The organism is Pontibacter oryzae (genome assembly GCF_003576375.1).
Classification (GTDB): domain Bacteria; phylum Bacteroidota; class Bacteroidia; order Cytophagales; family Hymenobacteraceae; genus Pontibacter; species Pontibacter oryzae.
Genome location: NZ_QWGE01000002.1, coordinates 553,439 through 575,133 on the forward strand (window position 1 = coordinate 553,439; position 21,695 = coordinate 575,133).

Annotated in this window: 26 protein-coding genes; 15 read left to right on the top strand and 11 right to left on the bottom strand. The window is 45.5% G+C overall.

What is annotated here, in order from left to right; genetic code table 11:
- Window positions 1-65: 65 nt before the first annotated feature.
- Entirely contained in the window at window positions 66-1,715 is a 1,650-nt protein-coding gene (locus D1627_RS07235) for an alpha-amylase family protein (RefSeq protein ID WP_119431552.1), read from the top strand.
- A gap of 20 nt (window positions 1,716-1,735) precedes the next feature.
- The gene (locus tag D1627_RS07240) at window positions 1,736-2,251 is read left to right on the top strand and encodes a GreA/GreB family elongation factor (RefSeq protein ID WP_119431553.1); all 516 of its coding nucleotides are present in this window, start codon (window positions 1,736-1,738) and stop codon (window positions 2,249-2,251) included.
- Here the strand turns inward: D1627_RS07240 and D1627_RS07245 are convergent.
- Window positions 2,248-2,697, bottom strand: coding sequence for a YybH family protein (locus D1627_RS07245; protein ID WP_119431554.1), 450 nt, complete (start codon window positions 2,695-2,697; stop codon window positions 2,248-2,250). The genes D1627_RS07240 and D1627_RS07245 overlap by 4 nt on opposite strands.
- A complete protein-coding gene (gene mtgA / locus D1627_RS07250; RefSeq protein ID WP_119431849.1) occupies window positions 2,687-3,421 on the bottom strand; it encodes a monofunctional biosynthetic peptidoglycan transglycosylase in 735 nt (244 codons plus the stop codon). Before mtgA ends, D1627_RS07245 begins: the two co-directional genes overlap by 11 nt.
- 166 nt (window positions 3,422-3,587) lie before the next feature.
- Between mtgA and D1627_RS07255 the strand changes: the two genes are divergently transcribed.
- Together D1627_RS07255 and D1627_RS07260 are read left to right on the top strand one after the other, a co-directional pair.
- Window positions 3,588-4,232 (top strand): LON peptidase substrate-binding domain-containing protein, encoded by a 645-nt coding sequence (locus D1627_RS07255; protein WP_119431555.1) that lies wholly within the window; start codon window positions 3,588-3,590, stop codon window positions 4,230-4,232.
- A gap of 22 nt (window positions 4,233-4,254) precedes the next feature.
- Entirely contained in the window at window positions 4,255-5,478 is a 1,224-nt protein-coding gene (locus D1627_RS07260) for a metallophosphoesterase (RefSeq protein WP_119431556.1), read from the top strand.
- Between the two features lie 4 nt (window positions 5,479-5,482).
- Here the strand turns inward: D1627_RS07260 and D1627_RS07265 are convergent, their stop codons facing one another.
- Complete coding sequence (locus D1627_RS07265; protein WP_119431557.1) at window positions 5,483-6,388, bottom strand: diacylglycerol/lipid kinase family protein; 906 nt, start codon at window positions 6,386-6,388, stop codon at window positions 5,483-5,485.
- Window positions 6,389-6,556: 168 nt separating this feature from the next.
- A complete protein-coding gene (locus D1627_RS07270) occupies window positions 6,557-7,366 on the bottom strand; it encodes a M48 family metallopeptidase (protein ID WP_119431558.1) in 810 nt (269 codons plus the stop codon).
- A 227-nt stretch (window positions 7,367-7,593) separates the two neighbouring features.
- Here D1627_RS07270 and D1627_RS07275 point away from each other — a divergent pair, with 227 nt between their 5' ends.
- Window positions 7,594-7,791 carry a hypothetical protein gene (locus tag D1627_RS07275; RefSeq protein ID WP_119431559.1) on the top strand — a complete coding sequence of 66 codons (198 nt, stop codon included), beginning with the start codon at window positions 7,594-7,596 and terminating at the stop codon, window positions 7,789-7,791.
- A 77-nt stretch (window positions 7,792-7,868) separates the two neighbouring features.
- On the opposite strand, the gene D1627_RS07280 is transcribed toward D1627_RS07275, so the two are convergent.
- Window positions 7,869-8,684, bottom strand: coding sequence for a murein L,D-transpeptidase catalytic domain family protein (locus D1627_RS07280; protein WP_119431560.1), 816 nt, complete (start codon window positions 8,682-8,684; stop codon window positions 7,869-7,871).
- Window positions 8,685-8,949: 265 nt separating this feature from the next.
- Here D1627_RS07280 and D1627_RS07285 point away from each other — a divergent pair, with 265 nt between their 5' ends.
- Window positions 8,950-9,351: a hypothetical protein gene (locus tag D1627_RS07285; protein ID WP_119431561.1), complete on the top strand. Its 402-nt coding sequence runs from the start codon at window positions 8,950-8,952 to the stop codon at window positions 9,349-9,351.
- A 40-nt stretch (window positions 9,352-9,391) separates the two neighbouring features.
- Here the strand turns inward: D1627_RS07285 and D1627_RS07290 are convergent, their stop codons facing one another.
- Window positions 9,392-9,790, bottom strand: coding sequence for a hypothetical protein (locus D1627_RS07290; RefSeq protein ID WP_147383239.1), 399 nt, complete (start codon window positions 9,788-9,790; stop codon window positions 9,392-9,394).
- A gap of 317 nt (window positions 9,791-10,107) precedes the next feature.
- Here D1627_RS07290 and D1627_RS07295 point away from each other — a divergent pair, with 317 nt between their 5' ends.
- Window positions 10,108-10,341 (top strand): hypothetical protein, encoded by a 234-nt coding sequence (locus D1627_RS07295; RefSeq protein WP_119431850.1) that lies wholly within the window; start codon window positions 10,108-10,110, stop codon window positions 10,339-10,341.
- An 86-nt stretch (window positions 10,342-10,427) separates the two neighbouring features.
- Here the strand turns inward: D1627_RS07295 and D1627_RS07300 are convergent, their stop codons facing one another.
- Both D1627_RS07300 and D1627_RS07305 read right to left on the bottom strand, forming a co-directional pair.
- Complete coding sequence (locus D1627_RS07300; protein WP_119431563.1) at window positions 10,428-10,889, bottom strand: DUF4199 domain-containing protein; 462 nt, start codon at window positions 10,887-10,889, stop codon at window positions 10,428-10,430.
- Between the two features lie 24 nt (window positions 10,890-10,913).
- Complete coding sequence (locus D1627_RS07305) at window positions 10,914-11,384, bottom strand: DUF4199 domain-containing protein (RefSeq protein ID WP_119431564.1); 471 nt, start codon at window positions 11,382-11,384, stop codon at window positions 10,914-10,916.
- A gap of 333 nt (window positions 11,385-11,717) precedes the next feature.
- On the opposite strand from D1627_RS07305, the gene D1627_RS07310 reads away from it, so the two are divergent.
- Window positions 11,718-13,343, top strand: coding sequence for an ABC-F family ATP-binding cassette domain-containing protein (locus tag D1627_RS07310; protein WP_119431565.1), 1,626 nt, complete (start codon window positions 11,718-11,720; stop codon window positions 13,341-13,343).
- Window positions 13,344-13,362: 19 nt separating this feature from the next.
- The gene (locus D1627_RS07315) at window positions 13,363-14,082 is read left to right on the top strand and encodes a hypothetical protein (protein ID WP_147383241.1); all 720 of its coding nucleotides are present in this window, start codon (window positions 13,363-13,365) and stop codon (window positions 14,080-14,082) included.
- 74 nt (window positions 14,083-14,156) lie between these two features.
- Here D1627_RS07315 and D1627_RS07320 read toward each other — a convergent pair whose 3' ends face one another.
- Window positions 14,157-14,306, bottom strand: a complete 150-nt coding sequence (locus tag D1627_RS07320) for a lmo0937 family membrane protein (RefSeq protein ID WP_115566706.1) — start codon at window positions 14,304-14,306, stop codon at window positions 14,157-14,159.
- 65 nt (window positions 14,307-14,371) lie between these two features.
- Window positions 14,372-14,524, bottom strand: coding sequence for a lmo0937 family membrane protein (locus D1627_RS07325; RefSeq protein ID WP_119431567.1), 153 nt, complete (start codon window positions 14,522-14,524; stop codon window positions 14,372-14,374).
- 409 nt (window positions 14,525-14,933) lie between these two features.
- On the opposite strand from D1627_RS07325, the gene D1627_RS07335 reads away from it, so the two are divergent.
- Window positions 14,934-15,827, top strand: coding sequence for a 3-hydroxybutyryl-CoA dehydrogenase (locus tag D1627_RS07335; RefSeq protein ID WP_119431569.1), 894 nt, complete (start codon window positions 14,934-14,936; stop codon window positions 15,825-15,827).
- Between the two features lie 205 nt (window positions 15,828-16,032).
- On the opposite strand, the gene D1627_RS07340 is transcribed toward D1627_RS07335, so the two are convergent.
- The gene (locus D1627_RS07340) at window positions 16,033-16,845 is read right to left on the bottom strand and encodes a 2,3,4,5-tetrahydropyridine-2,6-dicarboxylate N-succinyltransferase (protein ID WP_119431570.1); all 813 of its coding nucleotides are present in this window, start codon (window positions 16,843-16,845) and stop codon (window positions 16,033-16,035) included.
- A 52-nt stretch (window positions 16,846-16,897) separates the two neighbouring features.
- On the opposite strand from D1627_RS07340, the gene D1627_RS07345 reads away from it, so the two are divergent.
- From D1627_RS07345 to D1627_RS07365, 5 genes are all read left to right on the top strand, one after another.
- The gene (locus tag D1627_RS07345; protein WP_119431571.1) at window positions 16,898-18,031 is read left to right on the top strand and encodes a glycosyltransferase; all 1,134 of its coding nucleotides are present in this window, start codon (window positions 16,898-16,900) and stop codon (window positions 18,029-18,031) included.
- A 78-nt stretch (window positions 18,032-18,109) separates the two neighbouring features.
- Window positions 18,110-19,108, top strand: coding sequence for a 3-oxoacyl-ACP synthase III family protein (locus D1627_RS07350; protein ID WP_119431572.1), 999 nt, complete (start codon window positions 18,110-18,112; stop codon window positions 19,106-19,108).
- A 160-nt stretch (window positions 19,109-19,268) separates the two neighbouring features.
- On the top strand, window positions 19,269-19,928 hold the full coding sequence (locus D1627_RS07355) for a metal-dependent transcriptional regulator (RefSeq protein WP_119431573.1): 660 nt from the start codon (window positions 19,269-19,271) through the stop codon (window positions 19,926-19,928).
- 22 nt (window positions 19,929-19,950) lie between these two features.
- A complete protein-coding gene (locus tag D1627_RS07360) occupies window positions 19,951-20,880 on the top strand; it encodes a metal ABC transporter solute-binding protein, Zn/Mn family (protein ID WP_119431574.1) in 930 nt (309 codons plus the stop codon).
- A gap of 7 nt (window positions 20,881-20,887) precedes the next feature.
- Window positions 20,888-21,679 carry a metal ABC transporter ATP-binding protein gene (locus D1627_RS07365; RefSeq protein WP_119431575.1) on the top strand — a complete coding sequence of 264 codons (792 nt, stop codon included), beginning with the start codon at window positions 20,888-20,890 and terminating at the stop codon, window positions 21,677-21,679.
- The last annotated feature ends 16 nt before the right edge of the window (window positions 21,680-21,695 follow it).

The following is a 21,695-nucleotide window of genomic DNA, read 5'->3' on the forward strand; positions in this document are numbered from 1 at the left end:
CTCTGCCAGTAAAAGTAGCTTAAGTATACTTTCTCTCGTATCAGCCTATAAACTGAGAATGCAACATGACAGAAGAGCTTTGGTACAAAAACGCAATCATCTATAGCCTGGACCTGGAAACATTTATGGATGTAAACGGTGATGGAGTAGGTGATTTTGAAGGCTTGGCACGCCGCCTGGATTACCTCCATGCCATGGGCATCGACACGGTTTGGCTTGCGCCATTCCAGCCTACACCCAATAAAGACAATGGCTATGACATTAAAGACTATTACGGTGTAGATCCAAGGCATGGCTCTAGCGGCAATTTCGTAGAGTTCATGCACCAGGCCAACAAACGCGGCATCAAGGTAATCATCGACTTGGTCGTAAATCACACATCTGATCAACACCCCTGGTTTAAAGAAGCCCGCAGCCACGAGGATTCGAAATACCGGGATTGGTACATCTGGTCTAAAGAGCGCCCCTCCGACTGGAATGAGGGCATGGTTTTTCCGGGCGTTCAGGAAGAAACCTGGACTTACGATGAGAAAGCAAAATCATACTATTTTCATCGGTTCTACAGTTTTCAGCCTGATCTAAATATTGAAAACCCGGCAGTGCGCGAGGAGATTTGCCGGATTATGGGCTTCTGGCTAGAGCTTGGCGTGGCAGGATTTAGGGTAGATGCGGTTCCATTTATACTTGAGACAACCGCTCCCGGCAAAGCCACCCCGGAAATGCGCTTCGAATACCTGCGCGAAATGCGCCGCTTTCTGCAGTGGCGCCGCGGCGACGCCATTTTGCTCGGAGAGGCCAATGTGCTTCCTGAAGACAGCAAAGCCTATTTTGGGCATGAAGGCAGCGGCATTCAGTTAATGTTTAACTTCTATGTGAACCAGTACATGTTTTATGCGCTGGCCACCGGAGATATAGGCCCGTTACAGGAGGCGCTGGAGGAAACCCGCGTGGAATTCCCTATTTCGCAGTGGGCTCACTTCCTGCGCAATCACGACGAGTTGGATCTGGGCCGGCTCACGGAAGAGCAACGGCAAAAGGTATTCGCCAGGTTTGGCCCCGAAGAGCACATGCAACTGTACGAACGCGGCATCCGCCGCCGCCTGCTGCCCATGCTTGGCAACAGACCGCAAACCGAAATGGCCTATAGCTTGATGTTCTCATTGCCGGGTACGCCCGTTATCCGTTACGGGGATGAAATAGGAATGGGCGATGACCTAAGCCTAGAAGAACGCAAAGCCGTCCGGACACCCATGCAATGGTCTGACGACAAACAGGCAGGTTTTTCTACTGCTGACAAACTGGTGCACCCGGTTATTGACAAAGGGCCTTATGCCTACCGCCACATAAATGTCGAAAACCAGCGCCGGGAACCGGATTCCCTACTAAATTGGATGACGACACTCATTCGGCTTCGCCAGGAATGCACTGAAATAGGTTGGGGAGACTGGCAGCTAATAGACACCGACGATGCCAATGTACTGGGCATGCATTACAGCTGGCAAGGTAGCTCCTTGCTTATCTTCCATAATTTTGATGAAAAAGCGCACGAAATTGTTATCAACCTAAAAAGTGAGAAAGAAACCAAACTGATTGACCTGATGGTAAAGTATACCAGCGAAGCCGATGCAAAAGGTCGGCACCACATTACCTTGGATGCCTATGGCTACCGCTGGTTCAGGGCAGGTGACCTTAGCCACCTCATGAAAAAAGGTTAAGCCTGACTAACCAAAACGATATGAGTAGAGCTTTTGTAAAAGAAGATGATGCCGGCGAACCACCTTTAATACCTTCTCGGCCTGCATTGCCGCCCGGAACGGCAAATTACGTGACACCAGAAGGGCTACGGAGGTTAAAGCAGGAGCTTGATGAGCTGGAAAGGGAAAGGGCTGCTGTTGAAGCTAACCACGACGATGAAGCCAATAGAACACGGCAACTGACTATACTTAATGGCCGCCTAGCTGCTCTGTATGAACGAATCTCGAGTGCAAAAATAGTTGAATTGCAGAACCAACCCGCGGATGAAGTACGCTTTGGGTCTACAGTTACGCTTCGTACGCTGGAAGGAGGTAAGGTTGGGGCTTTACGAACATTCCAGTTAGTCGGCGTGGATGAAGCGTCTATTGCCGATAGAAAGATTGCCTTTATCGCCCCTATCGCAAAAGCCATTACCGGTGCCCGGCAAGGGCAGCAGGTTAGTGTGCAATTGGGCCGAAACCGGGAGGTTGTTGAAGTTATAAGTATAAAGTACTAGCTGGAGTGGTCGGCTATTATTCTCCAGCCCTCCTCAAATTTTTGGAAGATAACTGAAAAGTGGCCCTGCAAATCTCCTTTTGCTGCCTCACGCTTTAAATGCCACTTGCCCACCACTAACATTGTTTCCGGCGATAATTCTTTCACCTCCTTGAGCTCAAAATCGAGTTTGCCCATAGTCGCAGGGTCGGGGTAGCTGCTTTTGTAATTATCTAGCGTTTGCTGCCAACCATAGGTCAACCCTCTCGACCCGATAAACAACAGAGAGTCTGATTTCCAGTAACCCTGCATATAGCACTCTAAGTCCCCTTTGCTCCAGCAAACAGCCTGCTCAGCCAAAACCTGCTTTACAGCAGCGGCTTCGGAGTTTGTTTGTCGATTCGGGAATTGGGTGGCACAGGCCGTACAGAAGGCCAGCAAAAGTATAAAGTAGAAATTAGTTCTCATCCTCTTCTGGTAATATTTCCTGAATATACGTGGTTCCTCCCAATCTGCTCATGGCTCGTGCAATGCGGGCACGGCGCGTGCGCACATACCCTGATGGCCTCTTGGCAGAAAACCTGATCGGGTTGGGCAGTACGGCGGCAAGCAGGGCAGCTTGTTGCCTGCCAAGGTCCTTGGCAGGTTTATTAAAGTACGTTTGCGAAGCAGCCTCTACCCCGAAAACGCCATCACCCATTTCGGCTATATTCAGGTATACCTCCATGATGCGTTCTTTACCCCAGAGCAATTCAATCAGCATCGTGAAATAAGCTTCAACCGCCTTTCGTACGTAGCTGCGCCCGTGCCACAGAAACACGTTTTTGGCTACTTGTTGGCTTATAGTGCTTCCTCCCCTGATTTTTTCCCCTTTTTGGTTTCGTTTGAAAGCATCCCAGATCGCATCAAAATCAAATCCGTGATGGAGTAAAAACAATTGATCTTCTGAAGCGACGACTGCAAGCGGCAACTGTGGCGACATATCCTTTAATGATACAAAAGTATACTTTATCTCTGGTTCAGGCTTGCCAGCGGCACCTGCCTCGGCGCGGCGCTGAATCATGTGCAATGTAGCTGGCGGAGAAACCCATCGATATAATAAAACCCAAACCACACTCAGCAGAAAAAGGCTAAGCACCAGTTTTACGAATAGCAGCCTTATTTGCTTCAGCCCCAATCGTTTTTTAGCCATATATATTATTGGTTTAAGGGCGCAAAGGTAAGCAGTTTGCACCATTTTTCTATGTTTGGGAGGCAAATGCTGTCAACTGAATTAGCACTGTAAGCGTAGTCTGAACATAGATGCGCTTGTCATTATTTTAGATGCGCTACAGTTTCACCCTCTGCCCTTGCCAGCCATGAACGCTAGAACTAAATACCTGCCCCTGTTTCCGCTCAGCATCGTAGTATTTCCGGGCGAAAAGCTTAACCTACACATTTTTGAGCCACGGTACCAGCAACTTGTCATGGACTGCATAAACGAAGAGAAAACGTTTGGCATCCCAACTTTTTTGGAGAATAATGTAGGGATGTACGGCACCGAAATAGAATTGCTCGAAGTGGAGAAGAAGTATGATAACGGGGAAATGGATATCAGAACGCGCGGCTTAGAGATTTTTAAGATCAATCAGTTCGATAAAATGGCTCCGGGCAGGTTGTATGCGGGCGGTGAGGTAGAGTATGTCGATAATAAGTATGACGAAGACATCATCACAAAACTTAAGATTAAGGAATACCTAAAAAAGTTATACGATGAGCTTGGGATAACCAAGCTATACCTTGACCTGCCGGAAGATTTCAAAAGTTACGATATTGGCCACCAATTAGGCTTGAGCACTGATCAGGAGTATACTTTACTACAACTTTTTAGTGAGCAGGAACGGCAGGAAGCTATACTTCAGCACCTGCAGCAGGTACTCCCGGTTGTGCTTGAAACAGAACGGTTAAAGGAACGCGTACGGCTGAATGGCCATTTCAAGAATCTTACACCGCCAAACTTTTAGAGCTGCTGCTGTTTATACTTATATGCTGGTATACTTTCTTATTATCGTCCCGACGCTGCTTTTTACATTCTTTGCTTTTAGCTACTGGCAGGAGCGTAAATACCGTCGCAAGCCATTTTACCGCCTCTCCGACTTGGGGTGGAAACGGCAAGCTCCTCCCTCAACCGGCCTGCTTCAGTCTGTAGCTTTGCTTGGCGATGCTGGCGCTATTCAAACGGATGGGTCAGATCCGGTGATGAAACTAATCAAACAATGGCAATTAGAGGCGGGCAAAAAGGGAACAATGCTCTTTCTGGGGGATAACCTATACCCTATCGGCTTGCCAGAAGCGGGCCACCGGCATCGCCTGATGGCCGAAACCCGCCTACAGATGTTTATCAACAGTATAAAAGACTATTCGGGCAAAGGCATTTTTCTGAGCGGAAACCATGATTGGCTTAAAGGCCGCAAAGGTGGATTAGAGCAAATGCTACGGCAACAAGAATATGTACTGCAGCACCTGGACCAGCAAGACAGTTACCTGCCACTTAACGGATGCCCAGGCCCAACCTGCCTTCAGCTTGATGAAGGGCTGCTACTGCTTGTAATCAACACACAATGGTTCGTGCATCGGGGCGAGAAACCGCTTGGCCATGCACAGGGCTGCCCTTACACTGATATCGAAGAGTTTTTTGTGCAACTCAACAAGATACTTAAGCGAAATAGACACCAGCGTATACTAATTGCTGCACACCACCCACTATATAGCAATGCCCTGCATGGAGGTAAGTTTACTGTAAAGCAGCATATTTTCCCGCTTACGGCCATGCATCGCCGGATTTACATTCCATTGCCTGTGTTTGGCTCGCTGTACCCGTTTTACCGTAAGTTTTTTGGGGCTTACGAAGACATGTCGCACCGTAAGTATAAACGCATGCGCAAGCGTTTGCTTAGAATCCTGCACCGCTATAACAATATCACTTATGTGGCCGGCCACGACCACAATTTGCAGCATTTTGAAGTTCGCGGGAATAACTACATTGTGAGCGGCTCGTGCAGCAAAACGGCTTTTGTGAAAAAAGGCGGTAAAGCTACTTTTACCCTAGAAGAGCTGGGATTTTTTGTGTACAACTACTATAGCAACGGAGAAGTATGGATTGAGTGCCGCACCGTTTCCGAAAGCGAGGTTAAAGGCCAGACAGTTTTCCGGAAAAAGCTCAATTATACTTTAACTGAAAAACCGGCTACCGTGGTAGCAGCCGGTTAAGCATCTACTCTTCGTCCTCAGGCAGCGGCAGAATTACCTTAAGGCTTCTTGGCTTAATAGCGACTTCCACCATTTCGCCCATGTTCGCCGGTTCTCCATCAATATGCATTACTTCGCCATCCAGGTTGTATATAGTGGCCCGAGTGCAGCTGATGGTGCGTGTATACACACTGCTGTCGATGCTATCTGTATAGAGCTTATAGAGTATACCTATGCCAGCGGCTTTCGGGAAAGGCTCTATTAGGCAAATCTCAAATTTACCATCGTTTAGTATCCCTTCGGGATTAATATTGGCGTTGCTTCCAAAGGCATTGGCGTTAGCCACTGTCACCATAAAAGCCTCCCCCTCAAAATTCTCCGTGTCAGTTTCTATTTTATATCTTTTAGGCTCATAACTAAGGTACTCCTGCATAGCGATCCAGGCATAGGAGCCGGGCCCACGAGTTTCCCCCTCACTAAAAAGCTTAACAACCAAGGCGTTAAAACCAAAATCGCAGAGGTGTATGGAGGGCTGCCCATTGAGCGTGATTGTATCAATATTTCTGACAATGTGGCGGCCAATCAACTCAAAGGCTTCTTCGGTATCCTGCGGGATATTAAGGTCTTTAGAAAGGCCATTTCCTGAGCCCAGGGGTATGATTCCAAGGGGGGTGGATGTATCAATTAAAGCAGCTGCAACCATGTTCACGGTGCCGTCGCCACCTATTGCGTAAACGGCATCATACTTTTTTTCTTCAAGCTGTTGTTTTACCTTTTTCTCATCTTCCTCACCGGTTGTTTTGTAGATGTCATACTTAATCTTAAGTTCCCCGCAAAGTGATGCAATCTCCTCCTCTAGGTCGTCTTTCTCCACATCACCGGAGATTGGGTTTAATACAAACAGGAGTTTGGTGTGTCTGGTGGTATCCATAGTTTATTAGGCAAAAATCTTTTGCCAATCATACGAGAAATTGCACCAAAAGTAAGGAGCTGAAACAATTAATACCTCTACCGGATTCTTAAGTGCTTAGTCTTCATAAAAACAAGCTAGTATGATATCAGAAATATAAATCTATGCTGAACAACCAATCAGTGTAAGTTATTGCTTCAACCCCTGTGGCAAGCCATTTGGATATTCCTTTGCAATAGCCTTTTCAATTTCTGCTACACGGTTGCCGGGGTTTGGGTGGGTTTGCATAAACTCCGGCCCGCCGGCGCCGCCACTGGCTTGCTCTAGGATGCGCATCACATCCATCATGGCTCTAGGGTCATAGCCAGCTGCTCCGGTCAGCTGCACGGCCAACCTATCCGATTCCAATTCGTCTTCGCGGCCATAACGCATGTTCATTAGTTGGCCAACCATGGCAGCCACGGCGGCCCCTGCCCCGCTTGATGGGTTTTCAGGGTCATAGGTTGCAATGGCGGCAGCACCGCTGAGGCCTTGGGTAAGTTTTGCCTTAGCCAACTGCTGTGCAGAATGCCGCGCTACCACATGGCCTATTTCATGCCCTAATACCCCAGCGAGCTGCGCCTCCGACTCTAAGCGGCTCAGCAAGCCTGCGGTGATGAATATTTGCCCACCAGGCAGTGCAAAGGCATTCACAGTTTGCTCATCGGCCAGTAAATGAAAATCAAATGAATAAGGGGTTTTACTGGCGCGTGAGCTTTGCACTAACTTTTGCCCTATTGCCTTTACGGCTGCTGCTGCCTCCCTGTCAGGGTGCAGGCCACCGTATTGTTGTGCCATTTCAGGGGCTGCCTGCAGCCCCAGTGCAATTTCCTGTTCCACGGTCATATCAACGTGCTGCTGCTCACCTGTAAACTCGTTCTCATCGGTGCTACACCAGTAGGTCACTAACGAGACTGCTGCAACTAGCAGCGCAATAATAAATTTTATGACTCCTCTCATGTTAATTCACGCATTAATGTGCTTAGGCTCTAAATGTCATGATCAACGTGCTTCGTAAGATTCCGGTTGTTTGTGCGTCTTGTTCCTTGAATTGAGCAGGCCGGTAATCGCACAATTATTTAATTCTTACTCAGCTTTCGATCAGAATTTATACTTTATACAATTTCCTGCGTAAAAGGCCTATCCGTTGCAATGGATGCAGCGGCTATGTAATAAACCTTACGACCATGAATCAGAAAAGAACATTTGGCACCCTGCTTACAATACTTGGTATTGTGGGTATTATTTGGGGAGCTTATGCCTTTTTAATGGGTGGGGATGGTGCCGCAATTGGAAAGTATACTTCTGTAGTACCGTTTCTGGTAGGCTTGATTTTCTTTTTTTCAGGCATTAACCTTATTAAAACCACCAAGGATCAGGCATAGCCTAGCGCTCATAAAAAAACCACCTGCCGGGTACCCGGCAGGTGGTTTTGTATATCTATAGTTGCTAAAAAGTAATATCAGATATTTACAGCTGTATTCAGGCCGGCTTCCTGTGCAAAGGTTTCTATTGCCTCGTAACTGTCCAGGAACCGCGAAGCATAGTTAGTATCATTACCATGTATATAGAGCACAGATTTATCCTTAATAGTCAGAATCACCTCTTTAGAAACCTCTGAGGGTACTGATGGGCAACCAAGGCTGCGCCCCAATCTTCCGTACTTTTTCACAAAACTCTCGGTTGCATAATCGGCTCCATGCACCACAATGGCCCTAGACATAGCATTGGTATTGAAGCCTTCGTCCATGCCCTGTAGCCGTAGCGATAAGCCATGCTTGCCGTAATATGTAGCATCAGTAAGGTAGAACCCAAGGCTGCTCATATTAGAGTTTGGTGTATTTGAAAACTGTGTCGCCTTTGCTTCACCAGTATTGCGGCCATGCGCCACTAATGTGTTAAAAAGCACTTTTTTTGATTTCAAATCTATAATCCATAGGCGTTTTTCGGAGCTTGGCTTGTTAAAATCCACAACCGAAAGTATGGATTTAGAAGGTGATATCATTTTCAGCCTCTTAAAGTTCTGAAAACCAACAACAGCCTTGTGAAAAACATCATAGGACAGGCCTTTGCTTTTCAGGTTCGCATCATCGTAAAGCGCTTGTATATGACTTTCGAAGGCTTCCTTCTTTATCGCTGCTGAAGACCTAGATAAGTCCTCTGCCGCCATAGCTATAGTGCTAGGAGCTGCCGCCGAGCTGGCTGTAACGTGTTTTGGTGTTAGCGATGTAAAAGATAATAATCCGAGGGTGATCGAGGTTAGAAATACTTTTACCATAGAGTAGATTAAGCTTCAGTTTTACAGGTTAGTGCTAGATTAACAGGCATTACAACCTAAATTGTTCCATCTTCCTGCATGTCTAATTCCAAACCTAATCAATTTAGAAGCGATTCTTAACTTATGCAACCTTGTTTTTGAAACCATGCCACTTTATTAATCAAGTTATACTAAGTATGCATTTGTTACAATTAAGTGGTTTTTTTAAGCGTAAACTTGTACGGCAAGCGTGCATGCTGCAACTTTATACCCTAAACTATGATGTATGATTAAGCAATTATATTCTATAGCAATTATAGGTGTTTTATGCCTTTCTGCTTGCAGCACCCCGGAAAGCCTTAAAAGCTTTGATAGCAAGACTTGGAAAGATGACCGTTATGCCTGCAGTGGAAAACGAGGTGATCTAGTGGATGACCTAGAAGCCATAAAGAAAGAGCTTTATGGCAAGAAAGAATACGTCTTGCGTAATGTGCTCGGCAAACCAGACAGCGAAGAGCTAATGGAGCGCAACCAGCGTATATATTACTATTACCTAGAGCCTGGCACACAGTGTGAGAACAGAAATATGCTCTCTGATGCCAACAGGGTGCAAGTACGTATTAACTCGTTAGGTAAAGTATCTGAAGTTTCATATTACAGACCTATAAAAACAACAAAGCCCGAGTAAAACCCAGGCTTCGTTGAATTACAATAGAAGTAAGTATAAATTAGTTCTCATCGTTTTCAGAGACAAACTGCATGCTAAACCGGCCTTCCATTTTCTGGTAAGCCTGCAATTGATCTGCAGAAAGCACATCCTGCAAACGTTTGTCGTTAGTAAGGTTGATGGATCTAAACTCTTTAGAGCGCTGCAACGGGTTTTTCGCAAATGTTTTGTCAGCATGCTCTAGCTGCTCGTAGCGGAAGCTATTAAGTTGCGCTACCTGCACATACTGCTCTTCCGATAAATTAAGCTCCTGCCGCATTTCCAAGTTGGCCATTTCTGTGCCGTCCATATCCATTGACAAAACTACTAGGTCTAAGTCATCATCGGTTACGCGCATTTTTTGTGCATTGGCAGCCATATAAATCATGCTGAATGCACATATAAGTAAAAAATTTTTCATCTATGTAAGGGTGTTATTCAGATTAATAAAGGCTTAAAAAGCTGTCTTAGTTGCTTTAACGGATTTCAGCAACGCAAGTTAAATAATTACGGAAATAAATTTATACTAATTCAATACATAATTATCAAATGGCAATATTTGTTTCAATTAAATATTGGATAAGAAAGATAAATATCTTGATTTTGAAATATTGCACTGGATTTGCAACTATACGCTCGCGTAGCGGTATACTTAAAGTATAATTCTAAATAGAACTTTTAAGCAGTTACCCAGCGAAGCATTGAGATTATATCATGTTTCGATTTAAAGAAAACAATATGAGGACACGGTTTTACAACCCAAGCAAATTGGAGGTTAACTTCGCAAAAGCGGTTAAGGATCTGACGCCACAACTTGAAACTAAACTAGACGAGGGTGAGCGGGTAATCGGGATTGAATCCGTTCATGACGCCGATAATCCGCTTGTTATTTTTAAACTCGAAGACAAGGAAGGGGATTTACACGAAGTAGTAGTGCAGATAATTCAGCGGCCAGACAGTATTGTAAAATAGTAAACCATATAAAAAGGGGCGAGCGCCAGTTAATAAGTTTAACTGGCGCTCGCCCCTTTTTATATCTGCTACTAACTCTGTTATGGTTAGGGTGCACCTGGAACCTTATGTTCTCTTTGCTTGAAATACTGCATGGCAATAAATGCAATCATAAATCCAGAAATGACGCCCTCTAGCATAAGAACCGTGAAGATGACCACACCAGGTGTAGCAACTATCCTCTCGCCAAAATACTGTTCAGCAGAAAGCATTTCTATAAGAGCCGTTCCCCCTATCTTTACATAAGAAACCATGAATACAGAGAAGATTGTGGTGCTCACTACCGCAGTCACAATGCCAGTACCTAAACCCTTAAAGTATCCTATTTTGTTAGCTACTTGATTCTTATAAGCTTTAATAGCCAACACTACCCCTACTGCCATAATTACGCCATTAAAAAAACGCAGCTCAATGATATGCACTAAGCCAAGAACCCGCATCAACAGGAAATACACGATGAGCCCGATAGCAGTAAGCAGTCCATACTTTAGGCCTATTTTTTCCATCATAAGAGCGTTACGTAATACATTAATTTAGATTTTCTTGGGCGTAGTGTGGTCCTGTCGCTTAAACCATTGCATCGCAATAAAGGCGATAAAAAAGCCTGGCCAGGTGCCGTGAGCCACTGTAATCCAAAACATGGTAAGTATGGAAAGCCCTTCAGGAAACAGTGCGCTCGCGCTCAAAGAGTCCACAAAAGTATCATCGAACAAGGTCACAAACAGCACCAGGAACAAAGCCAGCATCAACGATGATACAAAGGCAGTTACTACCCCGATGCCAAGCCCTTCGAAATAGTTGATCACGCCGCCCTTTATGCGCTTGAACTTGGAAATAGCCATTACGATGCCTGCTACCAGGAACAATCCGCTGAGATAGGATAGCTCCACGATGTTTATTAGGCTAAGCAGGCGCATCAGCAGGAAATACGCAATGTGCGCTAGGCCCACTAACAACCCATACTTAACAGCTATATTTTGGAAGGATACATTAGCATTTGTCATTCTTATAAATAGTTTTAATTAAACTCAATTTTCTTAAAAAGGAACAGAATAAAAGTCTGATTGGTTATGATATGCAAGCTAAAAGACATCTTTAAGCATGCATTAACAATGCTCACGAATATTATTAAAACTATATACTAAAGTTAGTCTAGTGGCGTTGTGGTTTGAGCTTGTTTTTTTATGGCTGGCAACTTTTATGGCTGGTTTTCAATCGCTATGCTTTGGCGATTATTCCTGTTTATTCCACTCCGGTGCTGTTATGGCTAATAAACCACGTTTTTATTTCGTAGCTTTGTAATCAATTCAAACAAACAGTTTCATACATAAGCTTTTATGATTAGTACGAACAATGTCAGCCTGTCTTACGGCAAGCGCACATTATTTGAGGATGTAACTATCAAGTTTACTCCCGGTAACTGCTACGGCCTAATAGGTGCAAACGGTGCGGGTAAGTCAACTTTTCTGAAGATACTTTCCGGTGAGATAGACCCTAACACCGGCACCGTGGATATACCTGCCAATGCCCGCCTGGCGGTGCTGAAGCAGAACCACTTCGAGTATGATGAGTATCCGGCTCTTCAAACGGTTATCATGGGCCACAAACGCCTCTGGAGCATTATGGAAGAGAAGGATGCCATTTACGCCAAACCCGACTTCAACGATGAGGACGGTCTGAGGGCTGCTGAACTTGAGGGCGAGTTTGCCGACCTGGAGGGCTGGAATGCCGAGTATGAAGCAGCGGAACTTCTTAGCGGTCTGGGCATTACTGAGGACCTCCATCATTCCCAAATGAAAGACCTGAGCGGCAGCGAAAAAGTACGCGTGCTTTTGGCCCAGGCTCTCTTTGGTAACCCGGATATCCTGCTACTTGATGAGCCTACCAACCACTTGGATGCGGAATCCATCATGTGGCTGGAGAATTTCCTTGACAATTTCCAGAACACCGTGATCGTCGTATCGCACGATCGTCACTTCCTGGATGCCGTGTGTACGCATGTGGCAGACATAGACTTTGGAAAGATAAAAATGTTTGCGGGTAACTATGGCTTCTGGTATGAGTCCAGCCAACTTGCCCTGAAACAGCGCGCTGATGCAAACAAGAAAACGGAAGATAAGCGCAAAGAACTGGAAGAGTTTATTCGCCGCTTTAGTGCCAATGCTTCCAAGTCTAAGCAGGCCACTTCCCGCGCTAAGTTACTCGAGAAGTTAACGGTGGAAGACATTCAGCCGTCGTCTCGCAAATACCCTTACATTGCGTTTAAGCCTGAGCGTGAAGCTGGTAACCAGATACTGCATGTAGAGAACCTGAGCAAGTATGTAGACGGTCAACCTATCTTCACCAACATCAGTTTTATGGTGGACAAAGGTGATAAGATCGCCGTTATCGGACGTAATGACTTATCGGCCTCCACGTTCTTCAAAATCTTGTTTGATGAGGAAAAGGCGGATAAGGGTGAGTTTAAATGGGGAACCACTATCACTTCTTCTTTCTTCCCGAAAGATAACCAAGAGTTCTTCGATACAGACCTGAACCTAGTAGACTGGTTGCGCCAGTACTCTGTTGAAAAAGACGAAAGCTTTATCCGTGGGTTCCTTGGCCGCATGCTTTTCTCTGGTGAGGAGTCTCTCAAAAAAGCAGATGTGCTATCCGGTGGTGAGAAAGTGCGTTGCATGTTTTCGCGCATGATGCTTCAGGCTGGCAACGTACTTGTGTTCGACGAGCCTACTAACCACCTGGACCTGGAATCTATCACAGCACTGAACAACTCGCTGCGTGAGTTCGATGGCACTATCTTGTTCTCTTCCCATGACTTACAGTTTGTGGATACAATTGCCAACAGAATTATCGAGCTAACTCCTAATGGCATCATCGATAAGCGTATGACCTATGAGGAGTATCTATCAGACGAGACCATAAAGGAGACGCGTAAGAAGATGTATGCTACTGCCGTTGTTTAATTAACCTTTGATCAACTACATGCAAACTCACGCTTCTTCCCGGCCAAAGCTGTTGCTGGCCGCACTATTTTTCTTTTTTATTAGTTTTCAGTCGATGGCGCAGGTGCCTGACAGCACCTATCGTAAGCCGGAGCTACCTACAGGACCTCCGGTTCCGGTGGAGCAACCGCAGCAGCCACGTCCAAAGCAACGCGTGGAAGAACAGCCAAAGCCTGCACCGGTAGTTGTAGCGTCACAGGAAGAAGAGAAGCAGCAGGAAGAGCAGGAACTTCGTTTTATTGACAAGTTATATGTGGGAGGTAGCTTTGGGCTCCAGTTTGGCACATATACAAATATTTCGCTGCTGCCAACAGTGAGCTACGCCATTACCCCAAAACTTTTTGGGGGGTTAGGTGTGGTTTATCATTATGAGAGTGGAGAAGGTTTTAAGCTCAACCATTATGGAGGTCGGGCATTTACACAGCTCGAGATGTTTGATATTGGTGATGGCGCTGTGTTAGCACATGCTGAGGTAGAGTCTTTATCAATTGAAGTACCTTATTATGATGCTTTGGGCCGCAGGCAAACAGACCGCAATGCCTTAACCATTCCGCTAATTGGCGTAGGGTATCGCCAACGGATATCTAACAAAGGATCCTTTGATATTCTGGTTTTATACAATGGCAACGATGACCTGATAAACCCATACAGCAACCCCGTTATACGGGTAGGATTCAACATACCGCTCACACCTCGGTAAGAGTTATGCATAGCATAAAAAAAGCGCCTTCTAGTAAAATAGCAGGCGCTTTTTTTATATTAATTTCGTACATGTCAACCCCTAATCAGGCGAAGAAGCACAACAATAATTGCAATTACTAATAGTATATGTATCAATCCGCCAACAGCATCAGGGAATCCGAGGAAACCGATTAGCCAGATAATGACGAGTACAACTGCGATTATATACAATAAATTTCCCATAGTTTTGTGTGTTTAGTTTGAGGAATGTTGCTTTTATATTCTATAACGAAAATATTACCAGCAAGTTAGGAACTGCGTATTATACGGAGCAGAACTGCCACAACAGCTAGTACAAGCAGCACATGTATAATACCACCTACGGCGTCAGGGAATCCTAGGAATCCAACCAGCCAGAAAATCACTAGTACGACAGCGATTATATAAAGTAAATTTCCCATAGTTTTAATCTGTTAAATTTATAATGACGGAGGCAGTTAAAGGGCGATATTCCTGGCTTGCAACCGTGTTGTTTTATTTGTATTTTTTAATTTTTAGCATTTACGGTGCACCCTAACAAAGGGTTTATCCTTATGGGTTTAGCAACAGCAATTTTGTTTAAACATCTTGTAAAGTTTATACATTTCTCTGCTATAATTTTAATCTATAGCCTAATTGAGCTTAATATTTCGGGTAAGTATTACAGTATATTCCACGGTTTAAGTGTTAGCATAGGGTATAATGTATATAGTATTATAGCCGAAGTAAATTTTTAAGTATTCGAAGAAACTTAGCAACAAGACCATCTATAGCCGTAAACTTGCTAGCTTTGTATAGATTTTAATTAAGACATATTTATATCATCAACCTATGAAGAAAATTGCAGTAATAGGCTCGGGCACCATGGGCAACGGTATTGCACATGTGTTCGCACAAAACGGCTTTAATGTGTCGTTGGTGGATATCTCAGAGGACGCTTTGCAAAAAGCACTCGGAACCATCTCAAAGAACCTTGATCGCATAATTGCTAAAGGGAACCTGACTGAGGAGCAAAAGCAGGAAACCTTAGGAAATATCAGTACCTATACTTCGGTTCAGGAAGGCGTTAAAGAGGCAGATCTAGTTGTGGAAGCCGCCACCGAAAACGTGGACCTGAAGCTTAAGATTTTCCGCGACCTGGATAGCTTTGCTAAACCCGAAGCCATACTTGCTTCTAACACATCCTCTATCTCAATCACTAAAATTGCTTCGGTAACAAACCGACCGGATAAAGTAATTGGCATGCACTTTATGAATCCAGTGCCTGTTATGAAGCTTGTGGAGGTGATTCGCGGTTACTCTACCTCAGATGAGGTTACTGCTCAGATTATGGAGCTATCGAAGCAACTTGGCAAAATTCCTGCTGAAGCAAACGATTACCCAGGCTTTGTAGCTAACCGCATTCTTATGCCAATGATTAACGAGGCTATTTACAGCTTGTACGAAGGCGTAGCGGGCGTAGAGGAGATTGACACAATCATGAAGCTTGGCATGGCACACCCAATGGGTCCGCTACAGCTGGCAGACTTTATAGGCTTGGATGTGTGCCTTTCTATCCTGAATGTGCTGCACGATGGTTTTGGCAACCCAAAGTATGCCCCATGCCCATTGCTGGTAAATATGGTGCAGGCCGGCCACAAAGGCGCTAAATCCGGCCAAGGTTTCTATTCCTGGACGCATGGGACCAAAGAGTTAGTAGTGGCAGATCGTTTTAAGAAGAAATAATCGGTCTACTTAAATATAACTTCAATCCCCGCTTAGCATTTGTGCCAAGCGGGGATTTTGTTTTCCTCCCCTAACGACAGATACCAAGGTTGCTTCAGTTTAACATAACAATCGCACTAAACAAGTATCACTACCATAGTCAATAAAAAAGCCCCTGCTGCTTTTACAACAAGGGCTTAAGATCTAATTTATACTTTCTGACTGCTTAAACAGCAACCGCGTGGTCGCGCAGCACATCATTCAGTGAAGTTTTCAGGTCAGTGCTCTCTTTGCGCTGGCCAATAATAAGAGCGCATGGCACCTGAAACTCGCCTGCAGGGAATTTCTTGGTGTACGAACCCGGGATAACTACCGAACGCGGTGGCACATAGCCTTTATAAATTTTCTCTTCGCTACCAGTTACATCGATAATCTTGGAACTCCCAGTAATGGTAACGCCAGCGCCGATTACTGCTTCTTTACCAATGCGGCAACCTTCTACCAAAATGCTGCGCGAACCGATGAATGCGCCGTCTTCGATGATTACCGGTGCAGCCTGCACTGGCTCCAATACTCCACCAAGCCCAACGCCACCGCTCAGGTGCACGTTTTTACCTACTTGTGCGCAGCTTCCTACCGTTGCCCACGTGTCTACCATTGTGCCGGCATCCACATAAGCACCAATGTTAACGTATGATGGCATCATAACCACACCTCTTGCCAAGAAAGAACCGTAGCGAGCCACTGCATGAGGCACTACACGTACACCCAATTGCTCATAGTTACGCTTCAGCGTTATTTTATCATGAAACTCAAACGGGCCTACTTCAATGGTTTTCATCTGTTGAATCGGGAAGTATAAAAGCACCGCTTTCTTAACCCACTCATTAACTGTCCACTCATCACCGTTTGGCTCTGCCACCCGGATAGCCCCCTTGTCCAGATCCTCTATAACTGAACGAATGGCTTCAACGGTGTCTGACTCTTTTAACAGTTCACGGTTTTCCCATGCCTGCTCTATTATTTGCTTTAGCTCCATTGTCAAAAATGCTTATAATATATTATTGCGTAAAAGTAAGTAATTTTGGTGGATGTCGGAAAAGAGAATCCTGATTGCCTCGCTACTTAAGCCCATAAACGATACCCGAATGTTCGAGAAACTTGGGCTGTCTTTAAGCAAGCTTTCAGGGGTGCAGGTGCATATAATTGGCTATAAGGCACCTTTACCACCAGCTCCCACCAATGTGTTTTTTCATCCGGCGTTCAACTTTGAAAGGGTAAGCCTTAGTCGTCTGACTGCGCAGCGAACCTACAAACAGCTCCTCGAAAATATTAAGCCGGATTTGCTCATAGCTTGCACCCATGAGCTGCTTGCCGCAAGTCGTAGCTATTGCTTAAAGTATGGTGCAAAACTTATGTACGATGTACAGGAAAACTATGCACTTAACCTTACCTCCCAGCGGAATTATCCGTTACCAGCGCGCGCGTTTTTAGCTAACCTGGTAAGAAAAACAGAAAAAAAAACGGCTCCTTTTATTTCCCATTTCCTATTAGCAGAGCGCAGCTATGCTCAGGAGTTGCCCTTTTTGGCTAAAGGCAAGTATAAAATACTGGAAAACAAGTATAAACCAAATGCCAGGTACGACACCCCTGCAACCCCTGTTTCGCTAGCGAACGGCCCACTAAAGTTACTTTACTCAGGTACCATTGCTACTTTATATGGCGTGTTCGAAGCCGTGAGTTTGGCAGAACAGCTCCACGATATGGATGCAAGCATAAGCTTAACCATCATAGGGTACAGCCCAGACAAACAGACGCTTAAGCATCTGATTAGCCTTATCCAAGGCAAGCCTTTTATTCGTTTAGTAGGAGGAAATCAACTTGTGCCCCATGAGCAAATCTTACAGTTGATAAGAGAGAGCCATGTTGGGCTGCTCCCATACCAACCAAACCCCAGTACTGAGAGGTGCATTCCTACAAAGCTTTACGAGTATATGGCCTACGCCCTACCCATGCTTGTGCAGCACAATAGCATCTGGCAAAGTATACTTGCCGAGAAAAAAGCCGGACTCATGATAGACTTCAAAACTGAGCGGCCATCCGATATACTACTGCGTATACGACAGCAGGATTTTTATACTTCAGGCATTCCACAGAATATTTACTGGGAACACGAAGAGCTGAAGCTGCTCGAAATAATTAAATCAGCCTTAACTGATTGCTGAAATAGCATGATTTAATTTTTAGATGAATCTAAATTCAATTTAAAACAGTATATTTGTCACATAAACCAACTATAAAGTATGCGTAATTCGAGAATTGCAGGCGTTGGCCACTACGTACCGGAGAATGTTGTTACGAACAAGGACCTTGAGAAGCTCATGGATACCACCGACGAGTGGATTCGTGAGAGAACAGGGATCGTAGAGCGGCGCTATTTTCAGGAAGGTGTAGACACTACTTCCAATATGGGTGCCGAGGCCTCGCGAAGAGCCTTAAAAATGGCGGGGCTGGAGCCGCAGGACATAGACCTTATTGTGTTTGCAACGCTTAGCCCAGATTACCTTTTTCCGGGTTCCGGCGTATTGATGCAGCGCGAGCTTGGCCTAAAAGAAATCCCGGCGCTTGATATCCGTAACCAGTGCTCTGGTTTTGTATACGCGCTTTCTGTTGGTGATCAGTTTATAAAAACCGGCATGTATAACAATGTGCTGGTTGTTGGTTCAGAGATTCACTCAACCGGCCTGGATTTTTCTACCCGCGGGCGCGGTGTATCAGTCATATTTGGCGATGGCGCTGGTGCTGTGGTTCTAACTCCTTCTGAGAGCAACGACCAGGGTATACTTTCCACGCATCTTCACGCGGATGGTGAGTTTGCAGAGGAATTGGCTGTAACAGCTCCTAACAGCAACAAGAAAGAACGCCTGACACACGAAATGATTGATGACGGAAGCGTGTACCCTTACATGAACGGCAATATGGTATTTAAGCATGCCGTAACCCGCTTCCCGGAGGTAATTATGGAAGCCTTGAACAAAAACGGTTACCAGCCCAGTGATATTGACCTTTTAGTTCCGCATCAGGCTAACCTGCGCATTACTTCATACATCCAGCAAAAAATGGGTCTGCCAGCTGAAAAGGTTATGAGCAACATTCATAAGTATGGCAACACCACAGCTGCCTCCGTGCCTATCGCGCTGAGCGAAGCCTATCAGGAAGGCCGCATTAAAGAAGGTGACCTGGTTTGCCTTGCTGCCTTTGGTAGTGGCTTTACCTGGGCATCCGCACTGATCCGCTGGTAAGTATAATTTTGAATAACTGAATTTTGAATAATGAAATTAGTCAGTGCAAAAAAAGGAGAAATGCTGTAACGCTTCATAACTGTATTCATTACCAATTATTTACTCCCTGTGGGTTAAGTAACTTATTCAAAATTCAGTTATTCAATTATTCAATATCAACATGAGCCACAGCTATACTGAAGAAAACTATATCAAGGCCATCTATAAGCTATCGGCTAATGGTTCTCAGGAAGTGAACACCAACTCCATTGCGGAAGTGCTTGAAACCAAGGCAGCTTCCGTAACCGACATGCTGCGCAAGCTAAGCTCCAAGAACATAGTTAACTACGTGAAGTATAAGGGCGTTTCGCTAACCAGCGACGGCGAACGTATTGCCCTTAAGATTATTCGCAAACACCGCCTCTGGGAGACTTTTCTGGTAGAGAAACTTAAGTTTAACTGGGATGAAGTGCACGATGTAGCCGAGGAGCTGGAACATATCTCTTCGTCGCTGCTGACCAGGCGCCTCGATGAGTTTCTGGGCTTCCCTAAATTTGACCCGCACGGTGACCCAATCCCTAGCGAAGACGGTGAAATGAAGCTGAAAAAACAGCAGCTGCTCAGCGATATGGAACTTGGCGATGAGGGCAAGGTTGTGGGTGTTAATGATTCGCAGCCCTTATTCCTGCAGTTCCTCGATAAGTTGGGGATCGGCCTTGGCTCCCACATTAAAATCACGGATAAGATCCGTTACGACAATTCTCTGGAGATAGAGCTGAATGGTAAAAAGGAGTTATTGCTATCAGCAGAAGTTTCGAAGAATATTTTTTTATCCGCTTAAGCACAGCCTGCTGCATATTACTATGAGAATAACGCTGCTTACTGCCCTGTTTGGCCTTATCCTATTCGCCAGTGCATGTACTCAAACAGAAAACAAAGGTACCATACCTTCCGGCGAACGCATGCAAGTGGTAACCACTACCAGCATACTAAAAGACGCAGCCCAGCATATTGTAGGCGATCTGTCCGATGTGTCGTCTATCATGGGCAGTGGCGTAGACCCGCATCTGTACAAAGCCACCCAAGGCGATCTGCAGAAATTAACTGATGCAGATGTGATCGTTTACAACGGCCTGTTTTTAGAGGGCAAAATGGGTGAAATAATGGATAAGCTCAGCCGCCAAAAAACAGTGGTGACCGCTACCGCAGGTATTTCCAAAGACAAACTGCGAGCTTCGCCGGTATATGAAAACAGCAGCGACCCGCACGTATGGTTTGATGTGCAGCTATGGCAGGAAGTGGTAAAGCATGTAAGCCAGGAACTGCAGCAAAAAGATCCAGCCAACGCTGAGGCCTATGAAAAGAACACGCAAGCTTACCTGGAGGAACTCGACACGCTGCACCAATGGGTGAAAGAGCAAATTAACACCATTCCTGAGCAACAACGCATCCTTATCACGGCGCACGATGCCTTTGGTTATTTCGGGGATGCTTATAGTATAAAAGTGCGCGGCCTGCAGGGCATTTCAACTGTTTCTGAGTTCGGCCTTCAGGATGTATCGTCGCTTGTGAACTACATTGCCGACAATAAAATCAAAGCGGTGTTTGTAGAGTCTTCTGTATCTCCGAAAGCTATAGAAGCAGTAGTTATCGGGAGCAAGCAAAAAGGCCACGCAGTAAAGGTAGGTGGCACCTTATTTTCCGATGCCCTTGGCGAGGAAGGCACGCCTGAAGGAACATATATAGGCATGGTAAGGCACAATGTAAACACTATAGTATCTTCTCTAAAATAATAACCGCATGATACTTCAAGTAGATAATCCGGTAGTAGAGGTACACGACCTGACGGTGAGTTATGACCGCAAGCCGGTACTTTGGGGCATCGATTTAACCTTGCCAGCCGGTGCACTTGTAGGCGTTATAGGTCCTAATGGCGCTGGTAAATCGACCATGATCAAAGCGATGATGGATTTACTGCCAGTGGGTAGTGGCTATGTCCGGATATTTGATAAACCGATAGACGAGGTACGCAATCGCATCAGTTATGTACCGCAGCGCGAGTCGGTGGACTGGGACTTTCCGGCATCAGTTTTTGATGTGGTGCTGATGGGTAGCTACGGCAAGCTGGGCCTTTTCAAGAGACCGCGTAAAGCTGACAAGGACGCAGCCATGGAAGCTTTGAACAAAGTAGGGATGCAGGCGTTCGCCGACCGGCAGATCTCACAGTTATCGGGTGGGCAGCAGCAGCGCGTGTTCCTGGCCAGAGCCTTGGCGCAAGATGCTGACATTTATTTCATGGATGAGCCTTTTGCCGGCGTAGACATTGCTACCGAAACAGCTATCATCGAGTTGCTCCGCACCATGCGCGAGCAAGGCAAAACCGTAATCGTCGTGCACCACGACCTGCAATCTGCCAACGAGTATTTTGATTGGGTAGTACTCCTGAACATGCGCCTGGTAGCATCCGGCCCTACAGAGCATATTCTTACCCAGGAGCTATTAGAGCAAACCTATGGCGGCAAATTAACTGTGCTCACCAAAGTGGGCGAGCTGTTACGAAAGCAGGAGTTTCCGTCTAGAGAGGCAAAATAATGCAGCCAACATTCTG